Source organism: Mesorhizobium sp. C089B (genome assembly GCF_030323125.1).
Classification (GTDB): domain Bacteria; phylum Pseudomonadota; class Alphaproteobacteria; order Rhizobiales; family Rhizobiaceae; genus Mesorhizobium.
On record NZ_CP100469.1, the window covers coordinates 2,461,733 to 2,479,480 of the forward strand.

The window sequence follows — 17,748 nt, forward strand, 5'->3', positions numbered from 1 at the left end:
TTTGCTGCGTTTTCATGCTACGCAAATTTTTGACCGATTGGACAAACGTTAGCACCGCCCTGTCGGCGGTCAAGGGATTACTAGCGGAAATGCGGCCTGCGAAGTGCGCTCCACGGGTAAGAGAAAAACTGGTCCAGAGAATTGGTCCAGATGACCCGCTCGGCCAAGGCTTGCAGGGGTGAGCGGCGCCATGGAAGGCTCAGCCCCTCGCCGCACCCGCATCCAGCAGGAAAAGCGCGAACTGATCCTGGAAGCAGCGCTCGAAGTCTTCTCCACCAACGGCTTTCGCGGCTCGACCATCGACCAGATCGCCGAGGCCGCGGGGATGTCGAAGCCGAACCTGCTCTATTATTTCCGCCGCAAGGAAGACATCCACGAAACGCTGATGGAGCGGCTGCTGGCGACCTGGCTGGCGCCGCTACGTGAACTCGACGACATCGGCGACCCCCTGACCGAGCTCAGGAGCTACATCCGGCGCAAGCTCGAAATGGCGCGTGATTTTCCCAGGGAGAGCCGGCTGTTCGCCAACGAGATCCTGCAAGGCGCGCCGCGCATCATGCCGCTGCTGGCGGGTGAGCTGAAAACGCTGGTCGACGAGAAGGCCAACGTCATCAAGGGCTGGATGCGCGCAGGAAAAATCGCCCGCACCGATCCCTGGCACCTGATCTTTTCGATCTGGGCGACGACGCAGCACTATGCCGATTTCGATGTCCAGGTCCGCGCGGTGCTTGGGCCCGATCGCGGCGGCGACGGCCGCTTCGAGGATGCGGCGCGGTTTCTGGAGCAGTTGTTCATTGATGGGCTGAAGCCGAAGGGCTGACCTTGGGCGTCAGGCGCTGCGGCGCTCCGCCGGCATCGCCTCAAGCAAATTCTGCAGCTTCTCGATCGAATTCTGTTCGGCCAGCGGCGTGTAGACGATCAGCTTCATGTCCGAGCCGTCGTCGATCGACAGGCTCATATGCTCGAACGTCATGGCGCCGGCGCTCGGATGTCGGACATGTTTCACCCCCGACAATCGGCGTGCCACGTCGCGTTGCGGCCACCAGTCGCGAAACTCCGGACTTGAGCGCGTCATAAGCACGATCAGCCGCTCGAAATCCGCATCGCCCACATAGCGGGCGCTTTCCGCCCGGAACGAGGCCAGCACGGTGCGCGCCAATTGCTCCCAGTCAACCAGCAGGCGCCGGTGATGCGGATTGGTGAACACCATGTGGACGATGTTGCGGGCGTCGCCCTCTAGCAGGCCATAATCACCGAACACCGCTACCGCCGCCGGATTCCAGGCCAGCACATCCCAGCGCCGCCCGACGACATAGGCCGGCTGCAGCACCAGGCTCTCCAGCATATGCATTAGCGGGCCATCGACCTTTTCCGGCGCAGCCACGCGGTTCTCCGGTTGCTGGCGGCCTGCCAGGATGAACAGATGCCGCCTTTCAACGGCGTCGAGGCGCAGCGCTTCGCTGAGCGCCGCTAGCACCTCCACCGAGGGTCTGACCTCGCGCCCCTGCTCTAGCCATGTGTACCAGGTGGTGCCGACGCCGGCGATCATCGCCACTTCCTCGCGACGCAAGCCTGGCGTGCGTCTCCGCAGGCCGGTCGCGATGCCGGTGGCGGACGGCGTCAATCTTTCGCGGCGCGAGCGCAGGAAGGCGCCAAGCTCGCGCCGGCGGCTGTCTTCAGCGGAGTGCGTGGGGGCATCCATGAGAGCTATTATAGCAGTATTGATACCAGGATAAAGTTTGAACTGTTTGGGCTGGGTCAGGCGCCCCATCTTCCATCCAGAGAGATGGAGGCTCTGAATATGGATCTGAAAGACAAGACAATCCTCATCACCGGTTCGACCGACGGCGTCGGCCGTGTCGTCGCGCAAAGGCTAGGCGCCGGCGGCGCGCGCGTGCTGGTGCATGGCCGTGACGCGGCTCGCGGCAAGGCAACCGTCGCAGAAATCGAATCCGCCGGCGGCAAAGCCGAGTTCCTCGCCGCCGACCTCGCCTCGCTAGCCGAGGTCCGCCGCCTTGCCGAGGCCGTACGCGCAAAAACCGACCGGCTCGACATCCTCATCAACAATGCCGGCATCGGCACGGCCGGCGCCAAGCGACAGCTCAGCGCCGACGGCTTCGAACTGCGCTTTGCGGTCAACTATCTCGCCGGTTTCCTGCTGACCTCGGAACTGCTGCCGCTGCTCAAGGCGAGTTCGCCGGCGCGCATCATCAACGTCGCTTCGGCCGGCCAGCAGGCGATCGATTTCGGCGATATCATGCTGACACGTTCCTATGACGGCGTGCGCGCCTATTCCCAGAGCAAGCTGGCGCAGATCCTGTTCACCATCGACCTGGCCCGAGAGTTGAAAGGCAGCGGCGTCACCGTCAACGCTCTGCATCCAGCGAGCTACATGAACACCACCATGGTCCGCCAAGCCGGCGTGACGCCATGGAGCTCGGTCGAGACCGGCGCCGACGCCATTCTCAACCTCGCGACATGGCCCGCCCTGGAGGGCCGCAGTGGCCTCTATTTCGATGGCCAAAAGGAATCCCGCGCCGAAGCACAAGCCTATGACGCCAAGGCCAGACAGCAATTGCGAACCCTGAGCCTCGACTTCGTCGGCCAGGCTTCCCCAAAATCGAAGGAACAGCATTCATGACCGGCAAGATCGAACACACGGTCGTCATCGGCGGCTCATCCGGCATCGGCCTGGCGACGGCGCGAAAACTGCTTGGCCCGGGCATGAAGGTGACCATCACCGGACGAAACCAGGACAAGCTCACCAGCGCTTGGAAGAGCCTCGGCGGCGCCGCCGAGAAAGCTGCCTTCGATGCTTCGAAGCCGGACGAAGTCCGCCAGTTCTTTGGGGAACTCGGACCGTTCGATCACCTCGTGCTGGCTGCCAGCGGCGGCAAGGGACTTGGGCCGTTCGAAACCCTCGACCTCTCAGACATCGCCGGCGGCGTCGACGAGAAAGTCCGGCCGCAGCTGTCCTGTTTGCAGGCAGCCTTGCCGACGCTCAACAGATCGGGATCGGTCACTTTCATCTCGGCGGTGTCGGCACAATTGTCGGTGCCCGGCGTGGCCGGCATCGCCGCCGTCAACGGCATGCTGTTGACGGTGGTGCCGATCCTGGCGGTCGAACTGAAGCCTCTGCGCGTCAACGTCGTGGCGCCCGGCGTCATCGACACGCCATGGTGGGATTTTCTGGCCGAAGACCAGCGGCAGGCGGTGTTCAGCGAATATGCCGGCAAAACCCCGGTGGGCAGGATCGGCCGCGCCGAAGACGTCGCCGGCGCAATCGCCTTTCTCGTCTCCAACGGCTTCATGACCGGCCAGGTGCTGACCTGCGATGGCGGTTTGCGCTTCGCGGCGTGACCTTACAGCGACTGTGCGATCAGCGTGAGAAAGCCTCCGGCGAGGGCGACGTTGCCGACGAAGCCGTTGATGCGCGAGGCCCGGTCCGGGCCCTGATGGTCCCAGAAATTGTGGAACATCGGCGTCGCGACAATGAGAAACAGCACCAGCACAGCACTGGCGATCGCGGTCCACAGGCCGGCCATCACCAGCGCCCCGGCAACGGTTTGCAGGACGATGCCGGCCCACAACGCCAATCTCGCCTGCGGCACGCCGCGCGCGGCCATCAGCCCGGTCAGGAACGCCTCGTTCTGAACATTGCGCAGGCCGGCGAAAACGAAGGCGCCGCCGAGCAACAGGCGGCCGAGAAACAAAAAGGTCGAAGGCAAATCGACAGGCATGAAATCTTCCCCGTACTTAAGCATGAAACAGGTGGAGCGCCGCCCTCTCCGACGGCGCTCCATGACTAAACCGGACGGTCAGGCTGCTTTGGCAGCCGGCATCGGGTGAATGGCGTGGAACGGGATGCAGAGCCGGTTCCAGGTGTTGATCATGCCGATCGCGACCGACAGCTTGACCAGTTCCTCTTCCGAGAAGTGCTCTAGCGTGCGGGCATAGAGTTCGTCCGAAACGCCATTGTTGGCGATCAGGGTCGTTGCCTCGGTCCAAGCAAGCGCCGCGCGTTCGCGCTCGGAAAACAGCGGCGATTCCTTCCAGGCCGAAACCAGATAGAGCCGTGTCTCGGTTTCGCCATCGCGCCTCGCCTCGCGGCTATGCATCTCGACGCAGTAGGAGCAGCCATTGATCTGCGAGGCGCGGAGCTTGATCAAATGCAGCAGGCTCACTTCAAGCCCGCATTCGTCGACCGCCTTGTTGAGCGCCGACACGGCTTTCATGATCTCAGGCGCCTTGGCGAAGAATTGCAGTCTCTGTTTCATCGTCTTTCCTTTCACATCTGTTTGCGGGGGATTAAATCTGTTTGGTCGAAGCGGGTTTCTGCGGCCGCTGATGGCGCGCCACAAAGGCACAGCTGGCGGCAAACGATCGCGGATCGCCTTCGGCCTTGTAGTCAGCCACGATGTCGGACAACCGGGTTTCCGCGAGAGCGGCACGATAGGCACGCTCGGCTTTCAGCATCGCGGCATTGATGCCGCACGGCTTCACATAGGCCGAAGCATCGATCTTGACCGGGCCGCGCTGGCGGATCTCGCCGCAGCGGAAGGCCGGCTCGCGACCCTCGACCGCAAGCACGATATCGAGCAGCGTGATGCGCTCGGCCGGACGCGCCAGCCGGTAGCCGCCCGCCGGTCCCGGCACCGATTCCAGGATGCGCGCAGCAGTCAGCTGGTTCAGATGTTTCAGCAGATAGCTCGGCGACAGGCCGAAGGACTCTGCCAAAGCAGCACCCGGTATCGTGCTGTTGCCCTCCACGCTGGCCAGTGTGGCCGCGCAATGGATGGCCGCTTCTACACCCTCGCCCAGTTTCACGATGTTGCGCTCCTATTCATGGATATCTTTTATCCTAGATAGATTTTATCTGCAATAGTAAAATGAAAAACGGCGCTCGAAAGCGCCGCTTTTTTCTTCGACCCGTTCCTTACTCTGCGGCCACCTTGGCCATCGGGTTGTTCGGGTGCGTCGTCCAGTTGGCATAGATCGGCGACACCGGCTTGCCGGTGCGCTGGTCCATGACGCCGGCGGCCAGCGGCTCCATGGTGATGCAGTTCTCGACCGGGCAGACATTGACGCACAGATTGCAGCCGACGCATTCGGCCTCGATCACCTCGAAATGCCTGACGCCGTCGACCATGTTGGTGATTGCCTGGTGCGAAGTGTCCTCGCAGGCGATGTGGCAGCGGCCGCATTTGATGCAGGCGTCCTGGTCGATATGCGCCTTGGCGATGTAATTGAGGTTGAGATACTGCCAGTCGGTGACGTTGGGCGTGGCGCGGCCGACAATGTCGTTGAGCGAGGCGTGGCCTTTCTCGTCCATCCAGTTTTCGAGACCGGCGATCATCTCCTGCACGATCTTGAAGCCGTAAGTCATCGCCGCCGTGCACACCTGCACATTGCCGGCGCCGAGCGCCATGAATTCAGCCGCATCGCGCCAGGTGGTGATGCCGCCAATGCCGGAGATCGGCAGGCCGCGCGTTTCCGGATCGCGGGCGATCTCGGCCACCATGTTCATGGCGATCGGCTTCACCGCCGGGCCGCAATAGCCGCCATGCGAGCCCTTGCCGTCGATGGTCGGCTGCGGCGCGAAACTGTCGAGGTCGACGCCGGTGATCGAGTTGATGGTGTTGATCAGCGACACCGCGTCGGTTCCGCCGGAGAGTGCGGCGCGCGCCGGCTTGCGCACATCGGTGATGTTCGGCGTCAGCTTGGTGATGACAGGCATGCGGGTGTTGGCCTTGCACCAGCGCACTACCATTTCGATGTATTCAGGCACCTGGCCGACAGCCGCGCCCATGCCGCGTTCCGACATGCCGTGCGGGCAGCCGAAATTGAGCTCGATGCCGTCGGCTTCGGTCTCCTCGACCACCGGCAGGATCGCCTTCCAGCTTTCCTCGACGCATGGCACCATCAGTGAGACGACGATGGCGCGGTCGGGCCAGTCCTTCTTGACCTGTTTGATCTCGCGCAGATTGACCTGCAAATCGCGGTCGGTGATCAGCTCGATATTGTTGAGGCCGAGCAGGCGCCGGTCGGCCCCCCAAATCGCGCCATAACGCGGGCCGTTGACGTTGACCACCGGCGGACCTTCTTCGCCCAGCGTCTTCCACACGACGCCGCCCCAGCCCGCCTTGAAGGCGCGGATGACATTGTAGGCCTTGTCGGTCGGCGGCGCCGAAGCCAGCCAGAACGGATTGGGCGATTTGATGCCGACGAAATTGTTGCGAATGTCTGCCATGGGTCTTTCTCCTCTGGCCGTGGCGGGCTTACCGCCACCTTAAAGCGTTGCCTATCGGATCATTCCTCGCATCGAAGAAAAACCGATGGCGGTTCACCTTCGACCGTTACCGTGATCTGGTCCGGATCGCCCTTGCGCGCTTCCAGCCCGACCATTTTTTCATCCATGCGCACGGTCTCGTCCCCGTTGAGATAGACGCTGGCGCATGAAATCCTTGTCTCAACATGATCGCCGCTTGGCGGCCCGGATGTCCATTGGCAGATCGTGTGCTCGCTGAAGCCGACACCGGATGCCTCGACGGACATCCGCTCTTCACCCTTCGCGTCACACCATTGCGTATAGAGCCAATAGTCCGGTGAAGCCGCCGGCATTGCCGCGGTGCCGATGACGGCAGCGAGGATCGGCGCGATCATCGCAGTGCCCGGTTGATCAAGCGGGTCGGCTTTACCGAGGCCAACCAGAACGGATTGGGCGATTTGATGCCGACGAAATTGTTGCGGATGTCGGTCATAACTCTCTCCGCTAGCTACAGATCACAACAAGAGTCATCTGAACTGCTACAGGCTCACTCGAAACGTTTCGGACGACGACCTGCCACACATGGTCGCTAAACGGATAACTTGCCGATACAACCAACGCAGTAGGGTTGGCCGGCGGGATATCAAGCGCGTAACCTCCAGAGATGAGCTCCTCGTTCCCGCACCCAAGCATAGGAGAGAACGCCTCCCCTGCGCGAACGTCCGGTTGATCAAAATATCTGGTCACACGATGAGCCGCCGAGGCGTTGGCAGAAAACAGCAACAGGCTCGTGCTTAAAGCTCCAACGAACTTGACGACGTTAGGCATTCCAGCTTCCTCCAGCCAGTGCCCGGTTGATGCTCTCCGCCGCGTCGCGGCCTTGCGCGACGGCCGAGACCGTCAAATCGTCGCCGCCGAAAATGCAGTCGCCGCCGGCCCAGACATTGGCGAGCGAGGTGCGGCCTTCCGCGTCGACCTTGATGCGGCCGGCTTCGAGTTCGATCGCAGCACCGCTGCCGTTAAGTGCCGCCGGCACAAAGCTCTGGCCGATCGCCTTGAACACCTGGTCGGCGGTAAGCGTCAGCGTCTCGCCCGTGCCGGCAAGCCTGTCCCCGTTCATGGCGGTGTATTCGAGCTCGATGCCCGACACTTTGCCAGCCTCGGCGATGACCCGCTTCGGCTGCAGCCAGTGGCGGATGGTGACGCCGTTGGCGGCTGCCAGATCCTGCTCGAACTCGGAAGCGTTCATGTGTTCCTGGCCGCGCCGGTAGCAGATCGTCACCTCCTCGGCGCCGAGCAGCTTCGACTGCACCGCGGCGTCGATCGCCGTCATGCCGCCGCCGATGACGACGACGCGCCGGCCGACCGGCAGGCTCGCGAGATCGCTGGCCTGGCGTAGCTCGGCGATGAACTCGACCGCATTCACGACGCCATCGGCCTCCTCGCCATCTGCGCGCAGCGCGTTGACGCCGCCAAGTCCCATGCCAAGAAACACCGCATCGTAATTCCGGATCAGATCCGACAGCTGGTAGTCGCGGCCGAGCGCCCTGCCGTTCTGGATATCGATGCCGCCGATCCCCGTGACATAGTCGACCTCGGCCTGGGCGAAATTGTCGATGCTCTTGTAGGCGGCGATGCCGTATTCGTTGAGGCCGCCGGCCTTCGGGCGGGCTTCCAGTATGGTCACCTCGTGGCCATGGCGGGCGAGCCGGTGCGCCGCGGCTAGGCCGGCCGGACCGGCGCCGACCACGGCGACCGACTTGCCGGTCGATTCAGCGCGCGAATAAAACTGCTTGTGCTCGGCCATGGCGACATCGGTGGCGTAGCGCTGCAGGCGGCCGATCTGCACCGGCTTGCCTTCCGCCACCTCGCGCACGCAGACCTCTTCGCACAGCGTCTCGGTCGGGCAGACGCGGGCGCACATGCCACCCAATATGTTCTGGTCGAAAATCGTCTTGGCCGAACCGATCGGGTTGCCGGTCGATATCTGGCGGATGAACAGGGGAATGTCGATCGAGGTCGGGCACGCATTCATGCACGGCGCATCGTAACAGAAATAGCAGCGGTCTGATTCGACCAGCGCCTCGTGGTGATCGACCGGCGGATGCAGGTCGGAAAAATTCTCGGCGTACTGGTCGGCGGCAAGCCGGCCGCCGGCAATGCCGTCCTTGAACTGGCCTTCTGGCATCGTCAGTTCCCCATGTTTTCGTTTTGGGAAAGGCTAGCACGTTTTATTTTTTATCAATTGGTCAATTTTCGACCCAAGCCGCTGAAAAGACTAGCTGATAATATGATTTAGTTGCTCATGTTATGAGTGACGGTTGCGTCCTCAAAGAGGGGAGCGCGACAAGCTCCAAGTCGCGGCAAGCTGTTCCAGGCCAGCGCGAAATGATAGGGCGCTTGAGCACGATGCGCGGCTTTCATTCAACGGAGAAGACGATGACCGATGATAGGGAGACGGCTCACCGGTGGGAGCCCGTGGGAGATTTACCTCTGGCTGCCTGTCAGGTGTGGCGTCTAAAATCCGACAATAACTTTGAGCTGACCGTCGAAGGCGACTTCGGGACATCGGAACGAACTCTCAAGATCGATTTTCAAGGGGTAGTAGCCCTGGCTGCCCATGATGACATGCTGGGACTGACCAAAATCCGTGCGGACACCTCGATCCCATTGATTGGATCTGGCAGGCAAGCCTCCTACAGGTGGCCGATCCTGCGAGTGGAGAACTCGCATTGGTTGCGATCGACACTTGGCCCGACAGTAGACTGTACGCATTTTCTGCTGCTCAGTCTCGAATGCACGGTTGAGGTCATTGCTCGTGAAGCCACTCCTTCTTGGATCTGATCACCCGAGGAGCGAAACGCCTTGAAACCGCATACGCTCCGGCACAGGCCAAGATTGGTGGCTGTTCGCTACGAAGGTGCCAGCTGTAGGCTGGCATCTGAGGGGCCGCCATGAATCGACCTGATCTCGTCGGCAACCAGTTGCTGCAGCCGCCACAGATTGCGGTCGCGGATGCCGAATTCCTCGAGGTGGCTGACGGTGTTGTAGAGATATTCCGCACCCGAGCCGACATGGCCGCAGGCCCGCGCCAACACCCGCGCCACCCGATCTAGCGGCTGCCCAAGCGAGGTTCCCCTGCCCGTCACCCCGACCCAGAAGCCGAGCGCCCGTATCCGGCCCTGCTCCGTGCGCACGGGAACCCACCGGACCGAGCTGACACTCTCATGGTCGTCGATCTCGCGCCGCAACAATCTTTCGATCTGCTGCGGCTTGTCGCCGTCGGGCAGGCGGTAGATGACGCCGTCGCATCGGCCGCCGCGTTCGAGCGCCATCATCAGCCCCGGCTGCGCGACGCTGCCGCGCCAGCGCACCATGTCGAGGCAGAAGGAGCGATGCCAGCCAAACGCAGTGGCGCGCTGGCGTTCGACGGGCTCGAAAGCCGGCTTCCAGATCAGCGAGCCATAGGCGAACACCCATAACGGCCCCGCATCGGCTTCGTCGGAGAGCCGTAAGGCAAGCGTGCGAAAATCCTCATCGTTCAGCTGCGTCCAACTGCAGTCGGGTCCGGGATCGACCTCTTCGCGATGACACAGTGACACAAGCTCAGGCGTGAGCGACATAAGGCGCATGAAACGACTACCCCTCGTTTGCCCAAGGAAAGTCGAAAACCGCCGCACGTGCAAGGCGTCGGTGGGGCGAAGTGCGGAACGATGTGTCAACGCAGCCGTTGAATTTTCTCCGGTTCGCTGTCGGATTCGCGTCGCTGAAAACGTCCTTTGATGGATCGGACGACGATCTATGCATAGGTGAGGAGACCGAGAATGCCGAGATCCCCAATGCCCTTCTTCTGGTACGAGTTGATGACCAGCGACCTCGATGCGGCGCAAGCGTTCTACACCAGCGTGGTCGGCTGGCGGGCCGAGCCCTTCGACAAGGCGCCCGGCATGCCGCGCTATATCGTGGTGAACTCCGCCGAGCGTGGCGTCGGCGGGCTGATGACCCTGCCCGAGGAAGCAGCCAGGACGGGTCTGAAGCCGGCCTGGTTCGGCTATATCCACACCAGCGATACCGATGCCTCGACCGAGGCACTGAAAGCCGCCGGCGGGGCTGTTCACCGCGAACCCGACGACATTCCCGGCGTCGGCCGCTTCTCCGTCGTCGCCGACCCGCAAGGCGCCGCCTTCATGTTCCTGCAGCCCAGTGGGCCCGACCAGCCCGTCCTTCCGGCAACGACGCCGGGCCATGTCGGCTGGCACGAGCTTTATGCGGCCGACCGCCAGAAGGCCTTCGATTTCTACTCAAGCCAGTTCGGCTGGACCGATGCCGGTAGCATGGACGTCGGCGAGATGGGCATCTATCAGACCTTCTCGGCCGGCCCTGAATCCGGCGGCGGCATCATGAACAAGCCGCAACCGCTGCCGGTGCCGGTCTGGCTGTTCTACTTCAATGTCGGCGCCATCGACGCAGCCGCCAAACGCGTCACCGACAATGGCGGCAAGATCGTCATGGGTCCGATGCCGGTACAGACCGGCCAATGGATTGCCCAGTTCACCGATCCGCAAGGCGCCTATTTCGCGCTGATCGCGCCGGGCCGCTGACCCCCTCCGGTACTCGCCTGCACGGAAACTGCTCTCATCGCACTGCCGGTGCGATGAGAGGCGCGTCCGGGCGCGGTCACTCCGGCGCCAGCACCGCGACTTTGAGGTTCTCTTTCCTGGCGCCGCTGAGCTGGATCGTGGCTGCGCCAGGCGTCAGCTTGAAGCGCACGCTCTTGCGGATGCCGGGGCAGGTCTTCACGCCGCTGAAACCCGCTGATTTCACGGCTTGGCCATCCTGAATGACGTCGACCCAGGCCTCCTCGGACAGGCTGATCTGGAGCTCTCCTTCCGCTGGCACGGCCACGTTTGCCGTCGCGCCGAACGTGCCGGCTGCCGGCGCGCGTTGCGGTGAGACCGTGAAGCTGACCGCATCGACGGGCTCCAGCGCCATATCCGCGGCTTCGCCGAAAGCAAGAGAGGCACCGGACTGCGCGGCGGGCGCTGCCGGAAACAGTTCCTGCTCGCGTGTCACCGGCCATTTGAAGGCATCGCAGCCAGCATCAGCGGCCATGGCGAAACTGGTGCTTGCGAGGATTGCGAACAGGCTGATGGCGGCTTTTTTCATTGCGAAGGAACCCGTCTGGTTTGGAGTGTCTACTCGCAGATATACAACCTTAACGAGATCTATGCAACCATAACGAGAGCAAATTTCGAAGTCAGACTGGAAATAATTGCAATCACCGATTGTTGATGACAGGCCATGGGAAGTGAATGGTCCAGCGCCGGGTGATGATTTATGGCCGGGCCACATGGTTGGAAAAATGGAGTTTAGATGAAACTTTTTGACGGTCTCGCCAGATTTCAGCCGCAGGCACTCGGCGTCCTGCGCATCATGACGGCCCTGCAGTTCCTCGAGCATGGCTCGCAGAAACTGTTCAATTTTCCGGTCAGCGCCGAGCCTCACGCTCTTAGCGGCCTGACGGCGACGGCAGGCATCCTGGAGTTCGCCGGTGGCATCCTGCTGGCGCTCGGTCTGTTCACCCGCCCGGTCGCGTTCCTTCTGGCCGGCGAGATGGCCATCGCCTATTTCATGGCGCACTATCCGCGCGACTTCTTCCCGGTCAACAACGGCGGCGATGCGGCGATCTCCTTCTGCTTCATCTTCCTCTATCTGGTGTTTGCCGGCGCCGGCGCTTTCGCGCTCGACAACCGCCGCAGCACCTGACGCGCCTAATGCATGTCGCCCAAAAGTGCGCAGCGGTTTTGGGATAACGACTTGCACCAAGAATCTGAAGCGCCTCGGCGAAGCCGAAGCGCTTCAGGCGCGCATTCGCTCGAAGTTCGCGTCAAAGAGCGGCGCTGCCTGAACGCGCGCCGCGTGGCGCTTGCCCAAAAGTTCGATTTCGAAGCCGTCGCTCTTGTCTGCGATCTCCTTCGGCACATAGCCGATGGCGACGGATTTCTTCGAGTGATGCGCATAGCCGCCCGACGTTACCCAGCCGCGCACCGCGCCATCGTACCAGATCGGCTCGTCGCCGATGACATCGGCATCGTCGGCATCGAGGATAAATGTGCGCAGCCTGAGCTTGCCGCCCTGCTTGCGCTCGGCAAGAGCGCCGGTTTTACCGATGAAATCGGCATCCTTGCCATAGGCGACGAAACGGTCGAGCCCGGCCTCCAGCGGCCCGTAGATCGGCCGGTATTCGCGCGCCCATGAGCCGTAGTTTTTCTCCAGCCGCAGCCCATTGAGCGCGCGCGAGCCGAACAGGCCGAGGCCGAATTCCTCGCCTGCCGCCATCAACGCCTGGAAGGCAGCGCGCTGATATTCCGGCGCCACCCAGATCTCGTAGCCGAGATCGCCGGTGTAGCTGACGCGGCCGACCAGGCACGGCGCCGTGCCGATGTCCATTTTCGCGACCGCCATGAAGGGGAATGCGGTGTTGGCGACATCCGCGCGGCTGACCTTTGCCAGCACCTCCCTCGCCTTGGGCCCCGCAATGGCGAGGCCGGTCAGCCTCTGGCCCAGCGCCTCTATGCGCACTGAGCTATCCGCAGGTAAATGCGCCTCGAACCAGCGCATATGATATTGCTCGGCAATGCCGGAGCCGGCGATGAACCACTCGGTCCCGTTGGAATTGGGGGCACCGATATTGGCCAGCGTGAAATCGCCGATGAGCTTGCCGTCATCCTTCAGCATCGGCGCCAGCGTCATGCGGCCTGGCTTGGGCAACTTGCAGGCAAAGATCAGGTCGAGCCAAGCGGCCGCCCCTTCTCCCGTCACCTTGTATTTGGCGAAGTTCGAAATCTCCGCCAGGCCGACGCTCTCACGAACCGTCGCGACCTCATTGGCGACATGGGAAAAATCGCTGGACCGCCGCCACGAGAACTCGTCCCTGACACCCTCGGGCGCAAACCATAGCGGCACTTCCAGCCCATAGGACACGCCCCATTGCGCGCCCTTGGCCGATAGCAGATCGTAGATCGGAGTCGTCTTCAGCTGCCGCCCCGCGGGCAGTTCCTCATTGGGGAAGCGGATCGAGAAGCGGCGCGAATAGTTCTCGCGCACCTTGGCATTGGTGTAGGCCATCGTCGCCCAGTCGCCGTAGCGCGCGACATCCATCGCCCAGATGTCGGCGCCGGGATCGCCCTCGATCATCCAGTTGGACAGCGCCAGGCCGACGCCGCCGCCTTGTGAAAAGCCCGCCATGACGCCGCAGGCGACCCAGAAACCCGGTAGCCCGCGCACCGGCCCAACCAGCGGATTGCCGTCCGGTGCAAAGGTGAAGGGCCCGTTGATGATCTGCTTGATGCCGGTCCTCTCGAAGGCCGGGAAATGCCGGAAGCCGACCTCGAGCGACGGCGCGATGCGGTCGATGTCCGGCTCCAGCAGTTCATGGCCGAAATCCCAAGGCGTCTGGAACTCGGACCACACCTTGTTGGCCTTCTCATAGGTGCCCATCAGCATGCCGCCGCGCTCCTGGCGCAGATAGAGCTCACCGTCGAAATCGACGGCGTGGATGATCTCGGTGCCGGTCTTGGCGTTCCACGCCGCGACTTCCGGCATATCCTCGGTGATCAGGTACATGTGCTCCATGGCCAGCACCGGCAGTTCCAGCCCGACCATGCGGCCGACCTCGCGCGCCCACAGGCCGCCGGCATTGACGACATGCTCGGCCACGACCTCGCCCTTGTTGGTGATGACCCGCCACATCCCGTCGGGCCGGCGCACAATGTCTTCCACCTTGGTGAAGCGCTCGACCTCGGCGCCAAGCTTGCGCGCGGCCTTGGCGTAGGCATGCGTCACACCGGAGGGATCGAGATGGCCGTCTTCCTTGTTGCGAACGGCGCCGACGAACTGCTTGGGATCAATCAGCGGCATCAGTTCAGCCGCTTCGTTGGCCGATATTTCCTCGAGATCGATGCCGAGGTAACGCCCTTTGGCAACGACGCCGCGCAGCCAGTCGAGCCGCGCCTCGGTCGCCGCCAGCAGCACGCCGCCGGTCAGATGCACGCCGGTCGCCTGCCCCGACAGCTCCTCGATCTCCTTGTAGAGCGAGATCGTGTATTTCTGCAGCTTGGCGACGTTGGGGTCGCCATTGATCGTGTGCATGCCGCCGGCCGCATGCCAGGTCGAGCCCGAGGTCAGCTCGTCGCGCTCCAGCAGCACGACATCGGTCCAGCCATGGCGGGCCAGATGGAACAGCACCGAACACCCGACGACGCCACCGCCAATGACCACGACCTTTGCATGCGATTTCATGAGTTTTTCTCTGTTATCAATGAGTTGAGGAGATAAGGTGAATCAGAAAGGCAGCGCCGCGCGCCGACGCTGAAAAAGTCACGGCTCGCCCTGCCCGATCGCTTCCTTGCGCCTGGCCATGTATGCCTCCAGCGCCTCGCGCACGGCGATGTCCATCACCGGCTCGACATAGTCTTCCAGCGCCTTCTTCCACAGCCGGGTCGCGCGCGCCGTGGTGTCGAGGCCGCCGGCTTCCTGCCAGGCCTCGTAATTCTGCCAGTTGGACAGCATCGGCTGGTAGAAGGCGGTGGCATAGCGTTCCAGCGTGTGCGGTTCGCCGAAGAAATGGCCGCCGGTCGGCACCGCGCCCAGCGCCTCGACAGCAAGCTCCGCCTCGTCGACGACGATCGGGCGCAGGAATTCCATCATGTGCTGGATCATCTCGACATCGATGATGAGCTTTTCGAACGATGCCGTCAGCCCGCCTTCCTGCCAGCCGGCGGCATGATAGACGAGGTTGCCGTGGCCAAGCACAGCGCCCCACAGCGCCATCAGCGTCTCGTAGGCGCCTTGCGCGTCCGCCGCATTCGATGCCGACCCCGGTGTCGTGCGGTAGGGCAGATTGTAGCGCCGCGCCAATTGCCCCGAGGCGATGTTGGCCTTGGTGTTCTCCGGCGTTCCGAAGGCCGGCGCGCCCGACTTCATGTCGACGTTGGAGGTGAAGGCGCCGTACATCACCGGCGCGCCGGGGCGCACCAGTTGCGTCAGCACCACGCCGAACAGTGCTTCGGCATTCTGTTGCGCCAGGGCGCCGGCGAGCGTCACCGGGCTCATCGCGCCCATCAGCGTGAACGGCGTCACCGCCACCGACTGGCCGAACTCAGCCATGGTCATCAGCCCTTCGGCCATCATCTCGTCGAAACGCCGCGGCGAGTTGACCGAGATGATGGTGGCAATGCCGGGATCATCGCGCATCTCGTCCAGCGTCAGCCCGCGCGCGATTGCCATCATCTCGATGCCGTCCAGCGCCCGGCCTCGTCCGATCGCCGAGACATGGAAAGATTTGTCGGTCAGCGTCAGATTGTTGAAATAGGTATCCATGTGCCTGGTGTTCGCCGGCAGTTCCACCGGCGCGCAGACCTGGTTGCCGAGCATGTGGATGCAGTTGAAATGCTGAGCCAGCCGGGTCAGATCGGCATAGTCGTGCAAGTTTCCAGCGCGCCGGCCGCGCTCCATGTCGTGCACATTGGGCGGCCCGGCGACGAGGGTGAAATTGATCGTGTTGCCGCCGAGATGAATGGTGTTGGCGGGGTTGCGCGGCGTCAGCCGATAGCTGGACTGCGTGGTCTTCAGCGCCTCGGCGACAAGGCCCCGGTCGATGCGGACATTCGCGGTCGCATGGTCGACTTTTGCGCCCGCCTTCTCGAACAGCGCCAGCGCCCGCTGAGACATCACCTCGATGCCGAAATTTTCCAGAATATGCATCGACGCCTGGTGGATCGTTTCGACCTGGTCGACTGAGAGCATCGCCATCGGCGGATAGGGATTGGTCACCCGCCGCAGTGGAAGTTGCGGGATGGCGGCGGGCCCCCGGTTGCTGGTTCGCTCCGCGCCGCGCTTTCGTCTTGGTTCATTCATGCCTGGCATCAGAGCGCCGGCATCCGGATATCGCTGTCAGAAATCCGCCCTTCGCGGGCGTGATTTTAGCTAAGGCGGCATTTTTGAATTCGTATGGAGACAGAGGCGACGCAAAAGGTCGGAATAATGATACAGGTCCCACTCAGCGGAGCCGGGCCGGCAAGCCGTTAAGAAACGCCGCAAGATTCCCTTTATGATTTCAGCCTATCCGTCTTCCATGCGTAGTTCGAATTTGAGTAAAATTGTAGCGGTTGGCGTGCTGCTGGCTTTGCCGGCCTGCGCGACGCCGCCCAACCATATCAACAATGTCTGCGCCGTCTTCGACCAGAACGACGGCTGGTTCGACAACTGGCAGTCGGCCGCCGAGCGCGCCTCGCAGAAATACGGCGTCCCTGTCCCCGTGCTGATGGCGACGGTGCGCAAGGAATCCGGTTTCAAGAGCAATGCCAGGCCGCCGCGTACCAAACTGCTCGGCTTCATTCCGTGGAAACATGTCTCGTCGGCCACCGGTTTCTCGCAGGCGCTCGACGGCACCTGGTCGCAATATCAGAGCGAAACCGGCAGCTGGGCGGCGCGGCGGACCAAGTTTGCCGATGCCGTCGATTTCGTCGGCTGGTATCATTCCAAGACATCAGACACGTTCGGCGTCGCCCGCAACGACACCTACAATCTCTATCTCGCCTACTATCTCGGCTGGACCGCCTACGGCCGCGGCAACCGTGGCGATGCCGGCGTGCAGGGCTATGCCAGGGCGACCGAAAAGATGGCCCGCGACTATGCCGAACAGCTGCAGCAATGCGGCAACTGACGTTGCCAAGCGGTCTTGCAGCCACGCAGTTTGCGATCGAAGCAGAACTCAGCCATTCATTCGCTTGGGATCAGGTGGAGGATCGACCTCCCTCCCTTTACCGCTGCCGTCGACAGCTTTCGGTCAAACGTCGCCAATTGGCCGTCACGCGCCTTGGCGAGTCCCAACAAATAGCTATCCGTTACCTGTGCCGGGGTGAGGATCCTGGCTGCATCGATGTCGTTGGAACCGACAAGGCTGATCTCGTCAGGCCAGAACTGATGTCCTGAAAGGGCATGCAGCTTGCCGACAATCTGCGCCACCACGGCGGGCGAACCCGGAGAATTGGGGTATTTCGGGTTGCTTACAATCCTGATGACGCCATTCTCGGTAATGGGACATGTTGCCCATGATAAATGCCCGGTGGATTGAAACCACCGATGGGCATCTTCATGCGCGACGTGAGCCGGATCGATCAACGCAATCAAGACATTGACGTCGAGCAGGAAGGTCACGGCAATTCGTCGCGAAGCGCATTGACCATTTCGAGATCGACCATCGGGCCGTCGGGCCGCGATGCAAGCAAGGGGATGCCGTTGCGTTCACCGCCGGTCGGTGGCCTGCGCAGTGAGCGGCGAGCCAGATCGGAAATGACATCGCCAACGCTGCGATCCTGCTGTCGCGCCATGGCCTTGGCCGCAAGTAGGACATCGTCATCGATTGCAAGTGTGGTTCTCACAATATGCTCCCTATCGCGCATCAAACATCACGCATC

General features: G+C 62.4%; 21 protein-coding genes. 7 read left to right on the top strand and 14 right to left on the bottom strand.

The window, feature by feature from the left end:
* Nucleotides 1-190: 190 nt before the first annotated feature.
* Nucleotides 191-820: a TetR family transcriptional regulator C-terminal domain-containing protein gene (locus NLY44_RS12435; RefSeq protein WP_023687993.1), complete on the top strand. Its 630-nt coding sequence runs from the start codon at nucleotides 191-193 to the stop codon at nucleotides 818-820.
* Nucleotides 821-829: 9 nt separating this feature from the next.
* Here NLY44_RS12435 and NLY44_RS12440 read toward each other — a convergent pair whose 3' ends face one another.
* The gene (locus NLY44_RS12440; RefSeq protein WP_023697054.1) at nucleotides 830-1,702 is read right to left on the bottom strand and encodes a helix-turn-helix transcriptional regulator; all 873 of its coding nucleotides are present in this window, start codon (nucleotides 1,700-1,702) and stop codon (nucleotides 830-832) included.
* A gap of 99 nt (nucleotides 1,703-1,801) precedes the next feature.
* Here NLY44_RS12440 and NLY44_RS12445 point away from each other — a divergent pair, with 99 nt between their 5' ends.
* Together NLY44_RS12445 and NLY44_RS12450 are read left to right on the top strand one after the other, a co-directional pair.
* Complete coding sequence (locus NLY44_RS12445) at nucleotides 1,802-2,641, top strand: SDR family oxidoreductase (protein WP_031201527.1); 840 nt, start codon at nucleotides 1,802-1,804, stop codon at nucleotides 2,639-2,641.
* Nucleotides 2,638-3,360: an SDR family oxidoreductase gene (locus tag NLY44_RS12450; protein ID WP_023804950.1), complete on the top strand. Its 723-nt coding sequence runs from the start codon at nucleotides 2,638-2,640 to the stop codon at nucleotides 3,358-3,360. The genes NLY44_RS12445 and NLY44_RS12450 overlap by 4 nt, the downstream gene beginning before the upstream one ends.
* A gap of 2 nt (nucleotides 3,361-3,362) precedes the next feature.
* Here NLY44_RS12450 and NLY44_RS12455 read toward each other — a convergent pair whose 3' ends face one another.
* The 7 genes from NLY44_RS12455 to NLY44_RS12480 all read right to left on the bottom strand — a co-directional run bounded on the left by NLY44_RS12455 (nucleotide 3,363) and on the right by NLY44_RS12480 (nucleotide 8,456).
* A complete protein-coding gene (locus NLY44_RS12455) occupies nucleotides 3,363-3,740 on the bottom strand; it encodes a DoxX family protein (protein ID WP_023804949.1) in 378 nt (125 codons plus the stop codon).
* A 78-nt stretch (nucleotides 3,741-3,818) separates the two neighbouring features.
* The gene (locus NLY44_RS12460) at nucleotides 3,819-4,277 is read right to left on the bottom strand and encodes a carboxymuconolactone decarboxylase family protein (RefSeq protein WP_023668206.1); all 459 of its coding nucleotides are present in this window, start codon (nucleotides 4,275-4,277) and stop codon (nucleotides 3,819-3,821) included.
* Between the two features lie 31 nt (nucleotides 4,278-4,308).
* Entirely contained in the window at nucleotides 4,309-4,827 is a 519-nt protein-coding gene (locus NLY44_RS12465; RefSeq protein WP_023668205.1) for an RrF2 family transcriptional regulator, read from the bottom strand.
* A 109-nt stretch (nucleotides 4,828-4,936) separates the two neighbouring features.
* Nucleotides 4,937-6,250 (bottom strand): NAD-dependent dihydropyrimidine dehydrogenase subunit PreA, encoded by a 1,314-nt coding sequence (gene preA, locus NLY44_RS12470; RefSeq protein WP_023729383.1) that lies wholly within the window; start codon nucleotides 6,248-6,250, stop codon nucleotides 4,937-4,939.
* A gap of 59 nt (nucleotides 6,251-6,309) precedes the next feature.
* Nucleotides 6,310-6,663 (bottom strand): hypothetical protein, encoded by a 354-nt coding sequence (locus NLY44_RS12475; protein ID WP_023668203.1) that lies wholly within the window; start codon nucleotides 6,661-6,663, stop codon nucleotides 6,310-6,312.
* Between the two features lie 109 nt (nucleotides 6,664-6,772).
* Nucleotides 6,773-7,096, bottom strand: a complete 324-nt coding sequence (locus tag NLY44_RS33200; protein WP_023729384.1) for a hypothetical protein — start codon at nucleotides 7,094-7,096, stop codon at nucleotides 6,773-6,775.
* Nucleotides 7,089-8,456, bottom strand: a complete 1,368-nt coding sequence (locus tag NLY44_RS12480; protein ID WP_023804948.1) for an NAD(P)-dependent oxidoreductase — start codon at nucleotides 8,454-8,456, stop codon at nucleotides 7,089-7,091. Before NLY44_RS12480 ends, NLY44_RS33200 begins: the two co-directional genes overlap by 8 nt.
* Nucleotides 8,457-8,668: 212 nt before the next feature.
* Here NLY44_RS12480 and NLY44_RS12485 point away from each other — a divergent pair, with 212 nt between their 5' ends.
* Complete coding sequence (locus tag NLY44_RS12485; protein WP_156940612.1) at nucleotides 8,669-9,112, top strand: hypothetical protein; 444 nt, start codon at nucleotides 8,669-8,671, stop codon at nucleotides 9,110-9,112.
* Between the two features lie 68 nt (nucleotides 9,113-9,180).
* Here the strand turns inward: NLY44_RS12485 and NLY44_RS12490 are convergent, their stop codons facing one another.
* On the bottom strand, nucleotides 9,181-9,900 hold the full coding sequence (locus NLY44_RS12490) for a gamma-glutamylcyclotransferase (protein WP_023668199.1): 720 nt from the start codon (nucleotides 9,898-9,900) through the stop codon (nucleotides 9,181-9,183).
* A gap of 192 nt (nucleotides 9,901-10,092) precedes the next feature.
* Here NLY44_RS12490 and NLY44_RS12495 point away from each other — a divergent pair, with 192 nt between their 5' ends.
* Entirely contained in the window at nucleotides 10,093-10,869 is a 777-nt protein-coding gene (locus NLY44_RS12495; protein WP_023668198.1) for a VOC family protein, read from the top strand.
* Between the two features lie 76 nt (nucleotides 10,870-10,945).
* Here the strand turns inward: NLY44_RS12495 and NLY44_RS12500 are convergent, their stop codons facing one another.
* Entirely contained in the window at nucleotides 10,946-11,434 is a 489-nt protein-coding gene (locus NLY44_RS12500) for a hypothetical protein (protein WP_023668197.1), read from the bottom strand.
* A gap of 207 nt (nucleotides 11,435-11,641) precedes the next feature.
* Here NLY44_RS12500 and NLY44_RS12505 point away from each other — a divergent pair, with 207 nt between their 5' ends.
* Nucleotides 11,642-12,034: a DoxX family protein gene (locus NLY44_RS12505; protein ID WP_023735991.1), complete on the top strand. Its 393-nt coding sequence runs from the start codon at nucleotides 11,642-11,644 to the stop codon at nucleotides 12,032-12,034.
* Nucleotides 12,035-12,127: 93 nt separating this feature from the next.
* Here NLY44_RS12505 and NLY44_RS12510 read toward each other — a convergent pair whose 3' ends face one another.
* Complete coding sequence (locus tag NLY44_RS12510; protein WP_023804946.1) at nucleotides 12,128-14,569, bottom strand: GcvT family protein; 2,442 nt, start codon at nucleotides 14,567-14,569, stop codon at nucleotides 12,128-12,130.
* A gap of 78 nt (nucleotides 14,570-14,647) precedes the next feature.
* A complete protein-coding gene (locus tag NLY44_RS12515; RefSeq protein WP_023815599.1) occupies nucleotides 14,648-16,186 on the bottom strand; it encodes a trimethylamine methyltransferase family protein in 1,539 nt (512 codons plus the stop codon).
* 217 nt (nucleotides 16,187-16,403) lie between these two features.
* On the opposite strand from NLY44_RS12515, the gene NLY44_RS12520 reads away from it, so the two are divergent.
* On the top strand, nucleotides 16,404-16,994 hold the full coding sequence (locus NLY44_RS12520; RefSeq protein WP_031201523.1) for a transglycosylase SLT domain-containing protein: 591 nt from the start codon (nucleotides 16,404-16,406) through the stop codon (nucleotides 16,992-16,994).
* A gap of 56 nt (nucleotides 16,995-17,050) precedes the next feature.
* On the opposite strand, the gene NLY44_RS12525 is transcribed toward NLY44_RS12520, so the two are convergent.
* Entirely contained in the window at nucleotides 17,051-17,488 is a 438-nt protein-coding gene (locus tag NLY44_RS12525) for a TA system VapC family ribonuclease toxin (protein ID WP_023682204.1), read from the bottom strand.
* Nucleotides 17,485-17,712 carry a hypothetical protein gene (locus tag NLY44_RS12530; RefSeq protein ID WP_023668191.1) on the bottom strand — a complete coding sequence of 76 codons (228 nt, stop codon included), beginning with the start codon at nucleotides 17,710-17,712 and terminating at the stop codon, nucleotides 17,485-17,487. The genes NLY44_RS12525 and NLY44_RS12530 overlap by 4 nt, the downstream gene beginning before the upstream one ends.
* Nucleotides 17,713-17,748: the final 36 nt, after the last annotated feature.